Source organism: Candidatus Accumulibacter necessarius, from assembly GCF_036625085.1.
The window spans coordinates 379,208-396,650 of the sequence record NZ_JAZKUM010000006.1 but is presented as its reverse complement, the minus strand read 5'-3'; the positions used below and the strand labels follow the sequence as shown (position 1 = coordinate 396,650).

Here is a 17,443-nt window from a genome sequence, read left to right as displayed (position 1 = left end):
TGGCCGGATTTTAGCATCCGACCGCGCACGCACGCGCCGACCGCCACAACAACCCATCGTACCTCTCACTGATCACTCCGGAATGAAGTTTCCTTATCGACGCAAGCCGCTGACCCTGGTCCTCTGCTGCGGTTTCGCCGGAACCGTTGCCGCGAGCCTGGCTGGCGAGGCTTGCGGGCAGAGTCTGGTGCCCTTCCGGGTCGATCCCAGTTTGCTCGGCTTGCCACCAGTGAGGCCGGTCACGCCGCCAGCCAAGGATCCACTTGACCGACCTGCCGCCGAGACCAGGCCGGTCGATGCGCCTGTGGTTGAAACGCGGCCGATGCCTGCGGCGACTGCCCCGACCCCTGCGGTCCAGACTGATGCCAGGCGGCGCGAGTCGTCTGGCGATAGATCAGTGGCACCCGTATCGCCCCCGGTGGAGCGTCCAGCGCCGGAAGTCACTCCGGCGGCGCGCTGGGTGGCCGAGGATACAAGACCGTCGGCCGTGCCCCAGGGTTTGCCGCAGCCGTCTGCCGCCGTTCGCAGCACACGTTCGGAGGGCGCGGTTCCCGCAGCCAAACCCGCCGGCCAGCCGCAGGTGCCTGCGCCGCCCGCCGTGCCCGTCCCCGATGGGCCGCCCCTTGCCCTGCGGATGGCCAAGGCGATAGTGCCGTTGCCAATCGAGAGCGAGGCCCCGCGCCCAGTTTTTCTGAGCGCACAGCGCATTTCTGGCCTCGTCGGCCGGGAGGTACTGGCCGAGGATGATGGGGAATTGCGCAAGGCTGGGACGCTGTTGACTGCCGACCGTCTGACCTACTGGCCGATCGACGACGAGGTTGAGGCGATCGGCAACGTTCGCCTCCAGCAGGGGGATGACCTCCTTCTAGGGACCAGGGCTCGCCTGAAGCTCGAAGACCAGGTCGGGTTTGTCGACCAGGCTTCGTACTTCATGAAACGGCAGTCGTCGGCTGCCACCCGGGCGCAAGCTGGCGAGCTGTCGGACGCGTACTGGGCCGCGACGCAGCCGGATGCCGAAGCCTCGACTGGTTTCGCGGCGCCGCGCGTGTTGGACATCAAGCCCGGACAGACCAAGCTGAAGAGTTCAGGCACGGCTGTCGGCGAGGTCACGGAGGCGCGTGGTGAGGCAGAACGCATCGATCTTGAAGGTGAGAATCAGGTTCGCATGACTGCTGCCACCTACACCACCTGCAAGCCCGGTAACGACGACTGGTATCTCAGTGCCAGCGATCTCCAGCTCGATTACGACAATGATGTCGGAACGGGCAGGGACACGACCGTTCGTTTTCTCGGTGTGCCAATCCTCTATTCGCCGTGGATGTCCTTTGCGCTCAACGATGAGCGCAGATCGGGTTTCCTGATGCCGACCTATGGCTCGAGCAACAACAGCGGCTTCATGATTTCGGTGCCGTACTACTGGAACATCGCGCCGAACATGGACGCGACCTTCACGCCCCGGTTGCTAACGAAACGCGGGTTGCAGATGGGCGGCGAGGTTCGCTATCTCAACGCGGCCTTTGGTGGGTTCTACAACAGCAGCGCAACCGTCGAGTACCTTCCGAACGACCGGGAGGCCGGCATTGACCGCTGGGGGGTGGCTCTGAGCCACATCCAGACCACAGCCAACGGCTTTTCTGGCTCAATCAACTACAGCCGGGTGTCGGATAACGACTACTACACCGATTTGTCAAGTCAGATTACCAGTACCGCGAAGACCCAACTTCTGCAGCAGGGTGTGCTGAGCTACGGTGGTGCGGGGTGGTGGACGGCGACCGCGAATTTGCAGTCTTTCCAGACTTTGCAGCCTGATCCCCAGAATCTCATCGCTCAGCCATATCGTTTGTTGCCGCAGATCACGGTGAACGCGCGGCAGCCAGACCTGTTCTTCACGGACAGCGCCTTCTTTGGGCAGTACACCAATTTCGTCAGCGCTGGCGCTACCAAGGTCGCTGGACAGGTGATCATCCCCAGCAAGTTGGAAGGACAGAGGACCGTTCTCCAGCCACAGATCTCGCTGCCCTATGTCACGCCAGGGTGGTACGTGACGCCACGGCTGGGCGTGAATCTCACCCACTACGCGTTGTCGTACCCCACCTCGGGTGACGTTCGTCCCGATTCGATTAGCCGGACGTTGCCGATCTTCAGTGTCGATTCGGGGATGACCTTCGAGCGATCGAGCACCTGGTTTGGTCGCGACTACACGCAGACCCTTGAGCCACGACTGTTCTACCTGAACATCCCATACAAGAACCAGGACAATATCCCGATATTCGACACCGCTCTGGCCGACTTCAACTTTGCCCAGATATTTGCTGACAACCAGTTTTCCGGTTGGGATCGCATCAACAATGCCAACCAGTTGACTGCCGCTCTCGGTTCTCGCCTGATCGATCCGTCTAGCGGTGGGGAAATCATGCGGGCAATGTTTGGCCAGCGACTGTACTTTTCTGACGACAGGGTGACGCTTCCGGGGACCACCAACCGCAACTGGGACAAGTCGGATTTCCTGGCTGGCTTCAGTGGCCAGGTGTGGCCAAGCGTGTATGCGGACGCAGCCCTGCAATATGATCCGGGTGATCAGCAGTTCGAGCGCTACTCGTTCGGCGCGCGTTATTTGCCGGCGCCGGGCAAGGTGATCAATGCTACCTATAGTTACAACACCGACGCCGCGATTCCGATCAAGCAGGTGGACGTTTCCGGCCAGTGGCCGCTTAGCGGTCGGTGGCAGGCGGTTGGTCGCTATAACTACTCGTTTCTGCAGAACCAGCCGATCGAGATCATAGGGGGGCTGGAGTATAACGCGGGTTGCTGGGCGCTACGTACGGTGGCTCATCGCGTGCAGACGACCGAGGCCGACTCGACGACTCAGTTCTTCGTGCAACTGCAATTGAATGGCCTGGCGAGCGTTGGCTCAAACCCCTTGAGTCTACTTCAGCGCAGGATTCCGGGATACGCCGTCGGTCCGGCGATGATGGACCAGGGTCTGGCTGAATGGTAGGTCACAGAATGATGCTTCTATTGCGCACCGTCCTTGTCTCAGTCTGCCTGGTCGGGCTGGCGGGGGCGCAGCCCCGGCCAGCTGCCCAACCGGTCGCGGTCGATCGTATCGTTGCCGTTGTCAATGATGAAGTGATTACCCTTCATGAATTGCGTTCTCGCCTTGACTCCGCCTTGGGCCAGTTGCAGCGACAGGGGATGGCCCCACCACCGCGCGATGTGCTCGAAAGGCAGGTCCTTGAGCGGTTGGTGATGGACAAGGTCCAGCTACAGTTGGCGCGCGACATGGGCTTGCGCGTCGACGACGGGCAGCTGGAGCAGGCGCTGCAGCGCATTGCCTCCGGCAACAAGCTGTCGCTTGCCCAGTTCCGGGCAGCACTCGAAAAGGACGGAGTGACCTTTGCCAGCTTTCGCGAGGAAATTCGCGCCGAGATGACCATTGGCCGGCTGCGTGAACGCGAGGTGGAGAGCAAGATTTTCATTTCTGACGGCGAGATCGACAATTATCTCGCCACTGTGTCGGTGCAGGGCGCGGCAGGGGAGGAGTATCAACTGGCTCATATCCTGCTACGGGCGCCAGAGTCAGCGAGCCCCGAACAGATTCAGAAGCTTAGGGCCAAAGCCGAGCAGGTATTGGACCGGCTGCGCAAGGGCGAGGACTTTGCGCAGCTCGCGGCCGCTTATTCAGATGCACCCGACGGTATGAAAGGAGGCAATCTGGGCTGGCGTTCGCTCGATCGTCTGCCAGCCATGTTTGCCGAGGCAAGTCTACAGCTCAAGGTCGGCGAGGTGTCGCCGGTCCTTCGCAGTTCGAATGGCTTTCACGTGATAAAGCTGCTGGCCAAGCGCGGGGGTGGTGCGGCGCAGGCGATCGAGCAGACGCACGCGCGGCATATTCTGATCAAGGTCAACGAGGTCGTATCCGAGCCGGAGGCTCGCCACAAGCTGGAGGGCTTGCGTGAGCGCATCCGGCATGGCGAAAGCTTCGCCGATCTGGCCAAGTTGTTCTCGCAGGACGGGTCGGCTTCAAAAGGCGGTGATCTTGGCTGGATTTATCCGGGTGACACCGTGCCAGAATTCGAACGGGCGATGAACCTCCTCGCGCCGGGAGAGCTCAGCCAGCCGGTGCAATCACCCTTTGGTTTTCACCTGATCGAGGTGCTCGAGCGTCGGGTCCAGGATGTGTCGACCGAGCGACAACGGGCGGCTGCCCGTCAGACGCTCCGCGAACGCAAGCGCGACGAGGCCTACCAGGACTGGTTGCGCCAGGCACGCGACCGAGCGTATGTGGAGATTCGACTCGAGGAGGGTTGAGTGTATGCAGTCATCGCCAACAATTGCGGTCACGGTCGGCGAACCCGCCGGGGTGGGGCCGGAGATCTGCCTGCACTTGATGGATCCTGTTCGCCAGGTACAGTTACCCGCCCGGATCGTCGTCCTGGGCGATCTTCCGTTGCTTGCCGAGAGGGCGTCGGCGCTACACCTGACCGGTACCCTGCGCCACTGGCATCCATCGCTGCCGTTGCTGCCCGGTACGCTTGACGTTCTCCATCTACCCCTGGCGGCCAAGGCCTGTCCCGGTCGCCTGGATCCCGTCAATGCCCGCCAGGTCCTCGGCTTGCTCGATCGCGCGCTGGCCGGTTGCCAGTCCGGAGAGTTCGCCGCAATGGTCACTGCACCCGTAAACAAGGGGGTGATCAACGATGCCGGCATGCCTTTCACCGGTCATACGGAATACCTTGCCGAGCGGACAGGTACGCGTCGGGTGGTGATGATGCTCGCCGGGGGCGGGCTGCGGGTCGCGCTGGTGACGACGCACCTGCCACTCAAGGACGTGCCGGCGGCTGTGACACAGGCGGCCGTCGAAGAAACCCTGCGTATCCTGCATTCTGATATGGGGCGAAAATACGGCATCAGTAGTCCTCGCATCCTGGTTGCCGGCCTTAATCCACACGCCGGAGAGGGGGGCTACTTGGGGCGTGAGGAAATCGACGTCATCAGCCCGGTACTTGAACGCTTGCGGGCTGAGGGCATGACGTTGCTTGGGCCGCTACCGGCCGATACGATGTTTTCACCGCCCGTGCTGGCACGTGGCGATTGTGTTCTTGCGATGTACCACGATCAGGGCCTGACCGCGCTCAAGTATGCGAGTTTTGGTCACGGCATCAACGTCACGCTTGGCCTGCCGATTATTCGCACCTCGGTTGATCATGGCACGGCGCTGGAACTCGCGGGGACCGGCCAGGCGGATCCGGGCAGTCTGTTCGCGGCCATCGAGCAGGCGATCGGGATGGCGGAGCGCGCCAACCGCGAGAGCTGAGCGCATGCGGCCACACGTCGCGCGCAAGCGCTTCGGCCAGCATTTCCTGGTCGATCGGCAGATCATCGCCGATATTGTCGAGCTGCTGGCGGTGCAGCCGGGTGACCACGTGGTGGAGATCGGGCCGGGGCTGGGCGCCTTGACCCGCCCGCTGCTGCAGCGCCTTGATCACCTGCAGGTCGTCGAGATCGATCGCGACATCATTGCCCGGTTGCAGCGAGAGTATTCGCCTGGCAAGTTGACGATCCACGCTGGCGATGCCCTGTTGTTCGATTTCGGTCATCTTGCCAGTGGCGCCGGCCTGCGGATTGTCGGCAATCTCCCCTACAACATCTCGACGCCGCTGCTTTTTCATCTCGCCAGCTTTGGCAGCAGCGTGCGCGATATGCACTTCATGTTGCAGAAAGAAGTGGTCGAGCGCATGGTCGCTGCCCCGGGCAGTGGCGAATTCGGCCGCCTGTCGGTGATGCTGCAATACCGGTTCGTAATGGAACGGCTGCTGGATGTGCCGCCGGAGTCTTTTGATCCCCCACCGAAGGTCGAGTCGGCTGTCGTCCGCCTGGTTCCTCGCGCAGCCGCAGACCTGTCGGCGCGTGACGAAAGGCAGTTCGCCACCTTGGTCTCAACCGCCTTTGCGCAGCGCCGAAAGATGCTGCGCAACAGTCTTAGGGGACTGGTCGAGGACTCTCACCTGGAGGGCCTCGGGCTTGCGCCAAGCTGTCGGGCCGAGGAACTTTCGGTCGATGACTACATTTTGCTGGCCAATAGTCTGAAATAGAAACGGCGTGCCGTGGTGGCACGCCGCTGAACTGCGAGCATGGGTTTCAGGTGCTTTTTTTCAGCGGGCAGGTATTCATGCCGAGCAGCGAGTACGCCGGGCAGGTGCCAAGCAGGCCGGTCAGCAAGGGGACTACGCCGATCCAGCCCCAAGTGCCGACCACTCCCAGGGCGGCCATGGCGATCAGGGCGATGCCGACAACGATACGCAGGATTTTGTCGATTCCACCGACGTTTGTTTTCATGATGGGCTCCGTGAGATGGTTAAGTAACGAAGCCAGTTTACCCAACTGCCCTGGTCGTGTATGTAACTCAGGTCACATAGCGCACATGCGCCGCATCTCAGCGGTCAAGGCCTGCCAGCTGGTTCAACTTGTCCCGGTCGATAACGTGATCTGCTCGCGGCCGAGTGCGACCACTCCCTGGGCGGCGAAGCCCTTGAGCAAGCGGCTGACAATCTCTCGCACGCTACCGAGCTCTTCGGCCAAAGCCTGGTGCGTGGCATGGATGGCTCCACCTTTGGCGAGCAATAGTTTGGCGAGGCGCTGGTCGAGACGGTGAAACGCGACTTCCTCAACCAGTTGCAGCAATTCCGCTATACGGTCGCCAAAGAGGTGGAAGACGAAGTCGCGGAACAAGCCATTTTCGGCGACCAGTTTCTCGAACAGGGGAACTGGCAAGAGCAGCAGCGAGAGGGGTGTTTCGGCGATGCCGCGGGCTGAATAGGCGCTGTGAGCGAGCAGACAGCTCGAGGTAATAATGCACGAGCCGCCCGGCTCAACACGGTAGAGAAGCAACTCGCGGCCGGCAGCGGTGTTCTTCACTACCTTGATCGTGCCGGCGAGAATCAGTGGGAACCCCAGGCAGTTCTGCTTTTCCGTAAACACCTGGGTGCCCGCGGGCAGCCTGAGCAAGGCCGTCGCCCGGCAGATCGCGGCGAACTGCTCCGTCGGCAGCGAACACAGTGCCGGGTAGAGCATCAGCACTGATTCTGGCAGGTTTCCCGGGAGACTGTGCATCAATCAGCCAGCTCCGCTATGACCGGCGCGTGGTCCGAGGGGCGCTCAAGCTTGCGCACCTCCCGGCTGATCCGGGCTGCCTTGCAGCGCACGGCGAGTGCCTCGGAGAGCAGGATGTGATCGATTCGCAGTCCCCGGTTTTTCTGGAAGCCGAGCATTCGGTAGTCCCACCATGAGAAGCTCTTGGCGGGCTGGTCGAACAGTCGAAAGCTGTCCTTCAGGCCAAGGCCCAACAAGCTGCGGAAGGCTGCTCGCTCGGGGTCTGAGCAAAGGATCTGCCCGGCCCATGCGGCCGGATCGTACACGTCCTGGTCATCCGGCGCGATATTGAAGTCGCCCGCCACGACCAGTTGTGGATTGGCGGCAAGTCGCTCGCTGACCCACCTGGCGAGTCCCTCCAGCCATTCGAGCTTGTAGGCGTATTTGTCGCTGCCGACTGCCTGGCCATTGGGGACGTAGGCACAGACGACACAGATGCCCCTGATTGTGGCGGTCAGAAGGCGCTTCTGTTCATCTGGGCAAAGCGGGTTGCCGACCACGATGTCCGTCGGCCCTTCTCGTGCCAGGAGGGCGACGCCGTTGTATGTCTTCTGTCCGGCGAAACAGACGTGATAACCGGCGGCCTCGATCTCCTGTCTGGGGAAGCCATGATCTTCGAGCTTCGTTTCCTGCAGACAGACGACGTCCGGTTGTTCCCCGGACGAGCCATGTGAGCAGTTGCGGCAGGCGGACCTTCAGTGAGTTGACATTCCAGGTGGCAAGCTTCATAGGTGACCGAAGTGATTGATCAGATTGTACAAGCGAGGTGGCGATGGGCTTCAGCTCCGGTCTCGGCGGTGAGCCGGATCGGTGAGTTGAATAAGCAGTTATATAAATATGTTATCGTGTCACTCGCCTTTCGTGGCTTCTCGGGCTAAAGAAATGCGGAAAATGTGCGTTATTTCTCTCAGGCAGGTCGGTGCAGCCATTATTCTGCAGTTGGCGAAGGGCTTGTGACGGCGGCAGACGGCAAGACAATTGTTGGGCAGGGCAAGAGGGGATGCAACAGCCGTAGACTCGGACGTGCATCTTTTGCCCTCACGGGGAATTCCACTATACTGTGGCGCGCTTACGAGACCCGTCAGCGCAATGGTCTTGCAACTTGCCGTAGACCGTTTCCAGCTGGCGACTAATAAAGGAGAGCATCATGGTTACACGCTTGCATACTGTGATGGCGTTGCGTTTCGTTGGGTTCTGCTCGGGCTGGTGGGCGGGCTTGGTGCGGGCTGTGCTTCCCACCCGCCGGCGCCAGTGTCCGCGGCTTCCGCGGACTATCGCTACATCATCGGCCCTGGCGATAACGTCAATATCATCGTCTGGCGCAACCCGGAACTTTCGATGTCGGTGCCCGTGCGTCCCGACGGGCTGATTGCCGGCCCGCTGATCGAGGACATGCCGGCGATGGGCAAGACGCCCACCTTGCTGGCACGAGACATGGAGAAGGCGCTCGGGCACCTTCATCCGGGATCCGATCGTGACGGTGGTGGTGACCGGTTTCGTCGGAACGCAGAGCGAACAGATTCGGGTGGTCGGCGAGGCCGCCAGGCCGCAGGCGCTCCCCTACCGACAGAACATGACGCTGCTCGACGTGATGATCGCGGTCGGTGGCCTGACCGATTTCGCCGATGGCAACGCGGCGACAGTCATCCGTTCCGCTGCCGAAGGTGCCCGCAAGCAGTACAGCGTTCGTCTGACTGACCTCATCCGGCGCGGTGACGTCTCGGCCAACGTCGACATGAAGCCCGGTGACGTGCTGATCATTCCGCAGAGCTGGTTCTGAACGGCATCTTGCCTGGCTTGACGACCTGCGCCCTCGCGTGGCTGGCGGTCACGGGCACTCCTGAAACCGATACTGATAGAGTCTGAATGCGATGGATGAACTGCTTCGACAAGCGATAACGCTCCTGCGCGGGATGTGGCAGCGTCGTTGGCTGGCGATCGTCGTTGCCTGGATCGTCGGCGTGGCGAGCGTCGCTGCGGTGCTGGCGATTCCCGACAAGTACGAGGCGTCGGCGCGTGTTTATGTCGATACCCAATCGATTCTCAAGCCACTGATGAGCGGGCTGGTCAACATGCCCAACGTCGATCAGCAGGTCATGCTGCTGAGCCGCACCCTGATCACCCGGCCCAATGTGGAAAAGCTGATCCGGATGGCCGATCTCGACCTCAAGATCGAGTCCAAAAGGGAGCGGGACCTCTGGCCGAGTCCTGATGTCCTCGCTCAAGATCAACAATACGTCGCGCGACAACATCTATACCATCACCTATCGCGACACCAGCCGGAGAATGCCCGGCGGGTGGTGCAGTCGCTGGTCTCGATCTTTGTCGAATCGAATCTCGGCAGCGCCCGCAAGGATACGGAAGCCGCCCGGAAGTTTCTTGACCAGGAGATCGCAGGTTACGAGAAGAAGCTCGAGGAGGCCGAGGCGCGCCTCAAGGAATTCAAGATGCGCAACCTCTCGACTGCAGAATTCCGACGGCAAGGACCACTTCTCGCAGATGAGCACGACCGCCGGCCTGCTCGAGCAGAGCCGGCTCGAGTTGCGTGAGGCGGAGCATTCCCGCGATGCGCTCAAGCGCCAGATCCTCGGTGAAGCGCCCACACTCCTGCCGGATGCCAGCCAGGAGCCGGTTGCCGGTTTCTCGATTCCCGAGATCGACGGTCGCATCGACACCCAGCAGCGCAACCTGGACGCCATGTTGCAGCGCTATACCGACAAGCATCCTGATGTCGTCACGACGCGTCGCCTGATCAAGGATCTCGAAGAGCAGAAGCAGGAGGAGATCGTTGCGCGCCGCAAGGCGACGGCGGACCAACCCGTCGTCGTCGGCCAGTGTCAACCCCGTGCAGCAGCAATTGAAGGTTTCCCTCTCCGAGACCGAGGCGAGAGTCGCAGCGCTGCAGACGCGGGTGGCGGAGTATCAGTCGCGCTACGAGCGGCTGAAATCTTCGATCGGCCATGGTGCCCCAGGTCGAAGCCGAGTTTGCACAGCTCAATCGCGACTACGACATCAACAAGAAGAACTACGAACAACTGGTTCAACGGCGAGAACAGGCGAGCATGGGGAGCGCGATGGAAGAGGCTGCCGGCGTCGATTTCCGCCTGATCGATCCGCCGCGGGTCTCGCCCAAGCCCGTAGCTCCCAACCGCGCCCTGTTCCTGCCACTGACCCTGCTGCTGGCGCTCGCGGCCGGGGTGGGGGTCGCATTTGCCGCCAGTCAGCTGCGTCCGGTGTTCTTCGATGCGCGCTCGCTTGCGCGAAGCCTGCGGCCTGCCGCTTCTGGGCACGGTGTCCCTGCTCACCGACGAGGCGACCAAGCGCCGCGAGAAAAAGGATCTGCTGCGCTTTGCGGCCGCCTGCCTGTCGCTCGTCGGCGCCTATGGTGCGGGACTTCTCGCCTTGTTTCTGCTTTCCGTGCGTACTGCCTGAGGAAAACTGATGAGCCTCATTGAACAAGCGGCGAAGGCGCCTGGAACAACTGCGCAAGGCGGGGGTCGAGGTTCCAGTCCGCCGGTCCGGCGAGGCGAACTCCCGACGCCGGCGCCGGTGAGCGGACAGCGACGGATGGCGCCACTGCGACCCTGATGCGCTCATCGGCAGGGGCCTGCCCCGTCGGCTGCCGTTTCTCGCCGCGTCGAGATCGATCTGAATGCGCTCGCGCCGCCGGTCTGATCAGCCCGGATGCGCCGCGATCCCAACTCGCCGATCAGTATCGCGTCATCAAGCGGCCCCTTGATCGCCAACGCGATGGGCAAGGGCGCTGCGCCGATCAAGCGTGGCAACCTGATCATGGTGACGAGTGCGATATCCGGCGAGGGCAAGAGCTTCACCGCGATAAATCTCGCCATGAGCATCGCCATGGAACTCGACAACACGGTCATGCTGGTCGATGCGGACGTGCCGAAGCCGTCGGTGCTGAAGATGCTTGGGTGCCGCCCGGGCCGGGCCTGCTCGACGTGCTGACCGATGAGTCGGTTGAACTGTCGCAGGTGCTGATGCGAACCAACGTCGATAAAGCTGAGCATCCTGCCCAGTGGTACCCAGCACGCGCGCGCGACCGAACTCCTGGCCAGCGATGCGATGATCCGCCTGCTGGATGAGATGGCCAGTCGCTATCCGGACCGGATCATCATCTTCGATTCCCCGCCGCTGCTGATGACCACCGAATCAAGGGTGCTGGCCACCCATATGGGGCAGGTGGTCGTCGTGGTGAAGGGCCGAACGTACGGCGCGCAGTGACGTCAAGCACGCCCTGGCAGCCATTGACGCCTGCCCGGTGAAGCTGGTGTTGCTCAATCAGGCGCGAACGTCGACCCAGGATGGCTACGGCTATGGTTATGGCTACGGCTATGGTTACGGCTACGGCTATGGTGAAGGAGGTGCTTGAGTCGATGGGCTGCGCTGCGCGCATCAGCCCGCGCTCGATTTCCGGGGAACTTGATCAGGCCGGGCCGTGGCAAGGACCGCCTAACCTCCTGTCGGCGCGTTCAGCTGTCGCCTCCTGGCTGGGCTGTGCCTTGCTGTGCATCGCGCCCCGCGCACGCCGAGAACTGGCGTATCACGCCGAGCATCGGGGTCAACGAGACCCTGACCGACAATCTCTTTCTCACTTCGACGAACAGAACCAGTGACCTGGTGACCGGCATCACGCCGGGAATCTCTATCGACGGCAAGGGTGGCCGCGCCAGCCTGCGTTTGAATTACGGCCTCACGCAGAACCTCTATGCGCGGGAGTCGTCGCAGAACAACCTGCAGCATGCGCTTGAACGCCGTCGGTACGCTCGAGGCCATCGAAGACTGGTTGTTCATCGACGCGACCGGAACGATCTCACAGCAGTACCTTTCGGCGTTCCGGCGGTTTCGCCCTCCGATGCCAACATCAACAACAACCAGACCGAGACAGCCTACTACTCTATCTCGCCGTACATCAGAGGCCGCTTCCTGTCGTCGACCGAGTACTTGCTGCGCTACACGGCGAGTACCACCCGGGCGGACTCGCCGCAGGTGTCTGATACGACCACCAGCCAGTGGCTGGGCCGGATCAATGGCAATACCCGCTGGGGTCCTCTCAGTTGGTCGCTCGACGCCAGCAGCAACAGCACCCAGTATGACATTGGCGGGACCGCGACGACACGCGCTATCAACTGACCCTGTCGTACCGCCTGACACCGCAGTTCCAGTTCTCCCTGATTGCCGGGCGCGAGACGAACAATTTGGTCAGCCTGGAGGAGGAGACCATAGCGATTCGGGTTACGGCTTCGTGTGGACGCCGAGCCCGCGGACCAAGCTCGATGCGCGCATGACGCAGGCGTTTCTTCGGCGACGGCTACCAGATTGGCTTCAGCCACCGGATGCCTCGCTCGCTGTTTAGCTATACGGCTACCAGGGATGTCTCGTATCAGCCGTCGGGGTCGGAAACACCGGCCAGGGCAGCAACTACGACGCCTACTATGCGATCATCGCGGCCAGCAATCCCGGGCTCGCGCCCGATGCGATCAGGGCACAGGTCAATCAGGTCCTGCAGAGCAGAGGCGTGCCGGCAGACGGAACGGTGGTCAACGGATACCTGAACAACCGCCCAACCCTGCAAAAACTGCAGCAGCTCTCCTACGCTCTTCTGGGTGCCCGGAATACCGTCACTTTCAATGCGACCGAGAGTCAGCAACAGCCGCTGGGTGTGGTCAGCGGGCTGACCGATGATTTTCTCTGGCGAACGAAGTCACTCAGCGTGGTTTCGGCGTCATCTGGGGCCATCAACTGACCGGTCATTCTTCGCTGTCGCTGTCGCTCAACGAGCAGCGCAGTCTTGCGAAGGGCACCAACGCAGTGGACACCAAGACGAAAGGCGCGTATCTGCTGTTCAGCACCCAGCTCTCGCCCAAGACGCAAGCCAACATCGGTGCCCGGGTGGTCTCCGATGGGGGGTCAACGCGGACTACACGGAGAGCGCGCTGACCGGCGCACTTTCGCACAGTTTCTGATCGGTCATCATGTACGAATCTTTCTATGGCTTGACCTGCAAGCCTTTTCAGCTTAACCCCGACCCCTCGTTCTACTTCGCCAGCAAGCAGCATCGGCGTGCGATGGCCTACCTGGAGTATGGCCTGAACCAGAATGAGGGCTTCATCGTCGTCACCGGCGAGGTGGGTGCGGGCAAGACGACGATCGTGCGGGGACTGCTCAACGACCTTGATTCAGAGAAGGTGGTGGCCGCACAGCTGGTCAGTACACAGCTCGACGCAGAAGATACCTTGCGCATGATTGCCGCGGCCTTCGGTGTCGGGACGCGGAATGTTGGCAAGTCGGAAATGCTGCTTGCCCTCGAGGCGTTTCTGGTCGACGTCACCCGTCAGGGCAAGCGTTGCCTGCTGATCGTTGACGAGGCACAGAACCTGACGCCCCGTGCGGTTGAAGAACTGCGCATGCTGTCGAACTTCCAGTTCGGCACCCAGGCCCTGTTGCAGAGTTTCCTGATCGGCCAGCCGGAGTTCAGGAAAATCATGCAGAGCCCGCAGATGCAGCAGTTGCGGCAGCGCGTGATCGCTGCCTGCCACATCGGTCCGATGGATCAGGACGAAACGCAGGCCTACATCGAACACCGGCTCAAGTGCGCCGGATCGAAAGGCTCGCCACGTTTTGACGCAGGCGCTTTCGAGGCACTCTTCGAGGCCAGCGGTGGTGTACCCCGACGCATCAACGCGCATTGCGATCGCCTTCTGTTGTCGGTTTCCTGAATGGGAAGAGCGAGTTTACGCGTGCGGACGTCGAGGAGGTCGCGAGAGAGCTTCGCGAGGAGACCCAGTCGACTTCGCAGATCACTTCGAGCAAGAACATGGATGGTGGCCAGGCGGCTATCAACCCGCAACTGACCGACAGCGGAATCCTGGACATCGACCTGTCGAGGCTGGCAGTGGATCCCAGTACGGCGGATCAGGCCTCACGGGTTATTGCCGACCTGAGAACCGGACAGTCCGAGCAGCGCTTGATCCGCATCGAGCGCAGCATGGTCCGTCTCGAACGCAACAATGCAGCGCTGTTATCGTTGCTGCAGCAACTGGTTGATGCGGTGCGGGCAAAACAATGAAAGGAAGCAGTCTTGGTTAATCAGGCATGGCCCAACAACTTGGGGCCGGTGATCTGCGTCGTCGGCGCACGCCCCAATTTCATGAAAATGGCGCCGATCCTGCGCGCTTTCACTGGCCATCATCCGGCGCTGCCGACGCTGCTCGTGCACACCGGGCAGCACTACGACAAGGATATGAACGATCGCTTGTTTGCCGATCTTCGCCTGCCGCGTCCGGACATCAACCTCGAGGTTGGTTCAGGTACACACGCGGTGCAGACGGCGGAGGTGATGCGGCGTTTCGAACCGGTGCTTGATGCCCATCGGCCGTCCTGCGTGCTGGTCGTTGGCGACGTGAATTCGACGTTGGCTTGTGCTTTGGTCTGCGCCAAAAAGGAGGTACCCGTTGTGCACGTCGAGGCGGGACTGCGCAGCTACGATCGTTTGATGCCGGAGGAAATCAACCGGGTGCTCACCGATCAGATTGCTGACCGGCTATACACCACCGAGCGCAGCGCCCACGCCAACCTCGCGCGCGAAGGGATTGCCAATGAACGGATGTGCTTCGTTGGCAACGTGATGATCGACTCGCTGCTGGCGAACCGCGAGTTGGCCCATCCACCGGCCGTCACCCTGCGGGCGGCCGGTGTCGATCCGGGTATCCTCAACGGGCCTCAGGGCTATGGTTTGGTCACTCTGCACCGACCGTCCAATGTTGATCATGCGGAGACGCTGGCACCGCTCTTGGGTGTGCTGCGTGAAGTCGCAGAGAAAGTCCCGCTTGTTTTTGCCCTGCATCCACGCACGCGTGCCAACGTTGAACGTTTCGGCCTCGGCGAATTGCTGGGCAGCAGGCGCATCGTCCTGCTGCCGCCGCAGGGCTATCTGGAGATCCTTGGCCTGCTGGCCGGCGCGAGGCTTGTGCTCTCCGATTCCGGGGGGCTGCAGGAGGAAACGACGGCGCTTGGCGTGCCCTGTCTGACAATACGTGAAAACACGGAACGTCCGATCACTGTCGAGCAGGGAACCAATACCCTCGTCGGTTGTGATCCGGGTGCGATTCGCAGGGGTGTGGACGACATTCTGTCTGGCCTCGGCAAGACCGGCCGCGTCCCCGAGTTCTGGGATGGACGGGCGGCAGAGCGAATCGCGTCTGATCTCGCATCGTGGCTGATCGCTCGCCATGCGCAGCGCGGCCGTTAGCCGCGGAGAGTCCCGTCAGATGCCCGGCCCGCCGATCACCAACGCCCTGACGATCGATGTCGAAGACTACTTCCAGGTTTCCGCGCTCGCGCCCTATATTCCGCGCGATCAGTGGCACCTGCGCGAGTGTCGGGTGGAACGTAACGTTGAGCGGATTCTTCTGATGCTCGAAGAACAACAGACGCGGGCCACCTTTTTTACGCTGGGCTGGATCGCCGAACGTTATCCGCATCTCGTGCGCTGCATTGTCGATGCCGGTCACGAACTGGCAAGCCACGGCTATGGTCATCAGCGTGCCAGCGAACTGAGCGAAGCCGATTTTTCTGCGGACGTGGGACGCGCCAAGAAGCTCCTCGAGGATCTCTCGGGTCAGCAGGTCAGAGGCTACCGGGCGCCGAGTTTTTCGATTGGCGAAGCGAATCTCTGGGCCTTTGATTGTCTCCAGGAGGCGGGTTATTGCTACAGTTCGAGTATCTATCCGATTCGCCATGATCACTACGGTATGCCCGGCGCGCCACGCTTCGCCCATCGGGTGCGTTGTGGCTTGCTGGAACTGCCGGTGACCACGGCCCGGCTTTTCGACCGCAACTGGCCAGCCAGCGGTGGCGGCTATTTCCGCTTGCTGCCGTATGCGCTGTCCCGCTGGCTGCTACAGAAGGTCAACCAGCTCGATGGTCAGCCAGCGATCTTCTATTTCCATCCCTGGGAAATCGATGCCGCGCAGCCGCGCATTGCCGGTATCAGTGCCAAGACGCGTTTTCGCCACTATGTCAATCTGCGGTACACCGAAGGCCGGCTGAAGCGACTGCTTGCCGATTTCAACTGGGGGCGTATGGACGAGGTGTTTCTCGGTGCCGATATCTCGGCGGCGGTGGTGAGACGATGACAACGACCATCGAGGAAGTGACCCGGCTGGCAGCGGCGAGCGCGCCACTGGTCATCAAGCGCCTCAATCACGATGATCCGGTTGCGGTGGCACGCTGGGATGCCTTCGTCCAGGCGTGTCCGGAAGCCACTTTTTTCCACAGATCGGGATGGCAGTGGATCCTGCGTGAGGTTTTCGGTCATCCAACGCATTTCCTCTACGCCGAGCGTGCTGGTGTGGTCGAAGGCGTTTTGCCGCTGGCCCAGGTGAAAAGCCGGCTCTTCGGGAACTCACTGGCCTCGCTGCCGTTTGCGGTCTATGGCGGCGTGGCAGCCAGTACTCCGGCAGCGGTCGAGGCCTTGGAGCGGGAAGCGCAGGCGACAGCGGGGCGCCTCCACGTCGATCACCTGGAAATGCGCAATCTACGGCAACGTCACCCGGAATGGCCGACGCAGGCGCTCTACGTCAGCTTTCGCAAGGAGATTGCGCCCGAGGTGGAGGCCAACATGCAGGCCATCCCGCGCAAACAGCGGGCGATGGTGCGCAAGGGGATCAGGAATGGTCTGCGGAGCGAGATCGACCCCGATCCTGGCCGCTTCTTTGCGCTTTATGCCGACAACGTCCACCGGCATGGGACACCGGCCCTGCCCCGACGCTATTTCGACGCGCTGCAGCGGGTCTTCGCCGACGACTGTCAAGTGCTGACCGTTGTAGACGGCTCAGGGCGTTCGCTGAGCAGTGTCCTGAGCTTCTATTTTCGCGATGAGGTACTGCCCTATTACGCCGGTGACGCGCTGGCGGCGCGCGAACTGGCGGCCAACGACTTCAAGTACTGGGAGTTGATGCGCCGCGCCTGCGAGCGTGGGGTGAAGGTTTTCGACTACGGCCGCAGCAAGCAGGGCACCGGCTCCTATGCCTTCAAGAAGAACTGGGGCTTCGAGCCGCAACCGCTGTTCTACGAGTATTGCCTGTATCGCCGTGAAGCCATCCCGCAGAACAACCCTTCGAATGCCAAGTACCGTCTGCTGATCAATACCTGGCGGCGGATGCCGATCGGCCTGGCCAACTGGCTTGGGCCGTTCATTGTGCGCAACCTGGGTTGAGTGACCCCGGGGATGATTCTACCCGGCGTTGATCGAGCGGAACTGATCGTTGCT

Annotated in this window: 14 protein-coding genes and 4 pseudogenes; 15 read left to right on the top strand and 3 right to left on the bottom strand. The window is 61.7% G+C overall.

The features are described from left to right. The first annotated feature begins 82 nt into the window (after window positions 1-82). The 4 genes from lptD to rsmA are packed head-to-tail and all read left to right on the top strand — an operon-like array spanning window position 83 to window position 6,095. Complete coding sequence (lptD, locus tag V5B44_RS18255) at window positions 83-2,998, top strand: LPS assembly protein LptD (RefSeq protein ID WP_332360407.1); 2,916 nt, start codon at window positions 83-85, stop codon at window positions 2,996-2,998. 8 nt (window positions 2,999-3,006) lie between these two features. Further along, on the top strand, window positions 3,007-4,311 hold the full coding sequence (locus tag V5B44_RS18250) for a peptidylprolyl isomerase (protein ID WP_332360406.1): 1,305 nt from the start codon (window positions 3,007-3,009) through the stop codon (window positions 4,309-4,311). Between the two features lie 4 nt (window positions 4,312-4,315). Next, window positions 4,316-5,317 (top strand): 4-hydroxythreonine-4-phosphate dehydrogenase PdxA, encoded by a 1,002-nt coding sequence (gene pdxA / locus V5B44_RS18245; protein WP_332360405.1) that lies wholly within the window; start codon window positions 4,316-4,318, stop codon window positions 5,315-5,317. A 4-nt stretch (window positions 5,318-5,321) separates the two neighbouring features. Beyond that, window positions 5,322-6,095 (top strand): 16S rRNA (adenine(1518)-N(6)/adenine(1519)-N(6))-dimethyltransferase RsmA, encoded by a 774-nt coding sequence (gene rsmA / locus V5B44_RS18240; protein ID WP_332360404.1) that lies wholly within the window; start codon window positions 5,322-5,324, stop codon window positions 6,093-6,095. 46 nt (window positions 6,096-6,141) lie between these two features. On the opposite strand, the gene V5B44_RS18235 is transcribed toward rsmA, so the two are convergent. The 3 genes and pseudogenes from V5B44_RS18235 to xth all read right to left on the bottom strand — a co-directional run bounded on the left by V5B44_RS18235 (window position 6,142) and on the right by xth (window position 7,881). Further along, window positions 6,142-6,339: a YgaP family membrane protein gene (locus tag V5B44_RS18235; RefSeq protein WP_332360403.1), complete on the bottom strand. Its 198-nt coding sequence runs from the start codon at window positions 6,337-6,339 to the stop codon at window positions 6,142-6,144. A gap of 123 nt (window positions 6,340-6,462) precedes the next feature. Beyond that, window positions 6,463-7,113: a Crp/Fnr family transcriptional regulator gene (locus V5B44_RS18230; RefSeq protein WP_332360402.1), complete on the bottom strand. Its 651-nt coding sequence runs from the start codon at window positions 7,111-7,113 to the stop codon at window positions 6,463-6,465. Beyond that, window positions 7,113-7,881, bottom strand: a pseudogene (gene xth / locus V5B44_RS18225) (exodeoxyribonuclease III). The gene V5B44_RS18230 and the pseudogene xth overlap by 1 nt, the downstream one beginning before the upstream one ends. Before the next feature lie 360 nt (window positions 7,882-8,241). Here xth and V5B44_RS18220 point away from each other — a divergent pair. The 11 genes and pseudogenes from V5B44_RS18220 (at window position 8,242) to V5B44_RS18170 (ending at window position 17,389) form a co-directional block, all read left to right on the top strand. Next, window positions 8,242-8,932: pseudogene (locus V5B44_RS18220) on the top strand (XrtA/PEP-CTERM system exopolysaccharide export protein). 91 nt (window positions 8,933-9,023) lie between these two features. Continuing rightward, window positions 9,024-9,701 (top strand): Wzz/FepE/Etk N-terminal domain-containing protein, encoded by a 678-nt coding sequence (locus V5B44_RS18215; protein WP_332360401.1) that lies wholly within the window; start codon window positions 9,024-9,026, stop codon window positions 9,699-9,701. Then, window positions 9,652-10,260, top strand: a complete 609-nt coding sequence (locus tag V5B44_RS18210; protein WP_332360444.1) for a hypothetical protein — start codon at window positions 9,652-9,654, stop codon at window positions 10,258-10,260. Before V5B44_RS18215 ends, V5B44_RS18210 begins: the two co-directional genes overlap by 50 nt. Then, on the top strand, window positions 10,164-10,607 hold the full coding sequence (locus V5B44_RS18205; RefSeq protein ID WP_332360443.1) for a GNVR domain-containing protein: 444 nt from the start codon (window positions 10,164-10,166) through the stop codon (window positions 10,605-10,607). The genes V5B44_RS18210 and V5B44_RS18205 overlap by 97 nt, the downstream gene beginning before the upstream one ends. Further along, window positions 10,594-11,542: pseudogene (locus V5B44_RS18200) on the top strand (XrtA-associated tyrosine autokinase). Before V5B44_RS18205 ends, V5B44_RS18200 begins: the two are co-directional and overlap by 14 nt. Before the next feature lie 125 nt (window positions 11,543-11,667). Then, window positions 11,668-12,303 (top strand): TIGR03016 family PEP-CTERM system-associated outer membrane protein, encoded by a 636-nt coding sequence (locus V5B44_RS18195; protein ID WP_332360399.1) that lies wholly within the window; start codon window positions 11,668-11,670, stop codon window positions 12,301-12,303. A 385-nt stretch (window positions 12,304-12,688) separates the two neighbouring features. Continuing rightward, window positions 12,689-12,916, top strand: coding sequence for a hypothetical protein (locus tag V5B44_RS18190; protein WP_332360398.1), 228 nt, complete (start codon window positions 12,689-12,691; stop codon window positions 12,914-12,916). 229 nt (window positions 12,917-13,145) lie between these two features. Beyond that, a pseudogene (locus V5B44_RS18185) lies at window positions 13,146-14,239 on the top strand (XrtA/PEP-CTERM system-associated ATPase). A 12-nt stretch (window positions 14,240-14,251) separates the two neighbouring features. Continuing rightward, window positions 14,252-15,421, top strand: coding sequence for a non-hydrolyzing UDP-N-acetylglucosamine 2-epimerase (gene wecB, locus V5B44_RS18180; protein ID WP_332360397.1), 1,170 nt, complete (start codon window positions 14,252-14,254; stop codon window positions 15,419-15,421). Between the two features lie 19 nt (window positions 15,422-15,440). Continuing rightward, window positions 15,441-16,307 (top strand): XrtA system polysaccharide deacetylase, encoded by an 867-nt coding sequence (locus V5B44_RS18175; RefSeq protein ID WP_332360396.1) that lies wholly within the window; start codon window positions 15,441-15,443, stop codon window positions 16,305-16,307. Beyond that, window positions 16,304-17,389 carry a FemAB family XrtA/PEP-CTERM system-associated protein gene (locus V5B44_RS18170; RefSeq protein ID WP_332360395.1) on the top strand — a complete coding sequence of 362 codons (1,086 nt, stop codon included), beginning with the start codon at window positions 16,304-16,306 and terminating at the stop codon, window positions 17,387-17,389. The genes V5B44_RS18175 and V5B44_RS18170 overlap by 4 nt, the downstream gene beginning before the upstream one ends. The last annotated feature ends 54 nt before the right edge of the window (window positions 17,390-17,443 follow it).

Coding starts and splice junctions, on each gene's coding strand:
- lptD (WP_332360407.1), top strand. CDS start 83: ATGAAGTTTCCTTATCGACGCAAGCCGCTGACCCTGGTCCTCTGCTGC.
- V5B44_RS18250 (WP_332360406.1), top strand. CDS start 3,007: ATGATGCTTCTATTGCGCACCGTCCTTGTCTCAGTCTGCCTGGTCGGG.
- pdxA (WP_332360405.1), top strand. CDS start 4,316: ATGCAGTCATCGCCAACAATTGCGGTCACGGTCGGCGAACCCGCCGGG.
- rsmA (WP_332360404.1), top strand. CDS start 5,322: ATGCGGCCACACGTCGCGCGCAAGCGCTTCGGCCAGCATTTCCTGGTC.
- V5B44_RS18235 (WP_332360403.1), bottom strand. CDS start 6,339: ATGAAAACAAACGTCGGTGGAATCGACAAAATCCTGCGTATCGTTGTC.
- V5B44_RS18230 (WP_332360402.1), bottom strand. CDS start 7,113: ATGCACAGTCTCCCGGGAAACCTGCCAGAATCAGTGCTGATGCTCTAC.
- V5B44_RS18215 (WP_332360401.1), top strand. CDS start 9,024: ATGGATGAACTGCTTCGACAAGCGATAACGCTCCTGCGCGGGATGTGG.
- V5B44_RS18210 (WP_332360444.1), top strand. CDS start 9,652: ATGAGCACGACCGCCGGCCTGCTCGAGCAGAGCCGGCTCGAGTTGCGT.
- V5B44_RS18175 (WP_332360396.1), top strand. CDS start 15,441: ATGCCCGGCCCGCCGATCACCAACGCCCTGACGATCGATGTCGAAGAC.
- V5B44_RS18170 (WP_332360395.1), top strand. CDS start 16,304: ATGACAACGACCATCGAGGAAGTGACCCGGCTGGCAGCGGCGAGCGCG.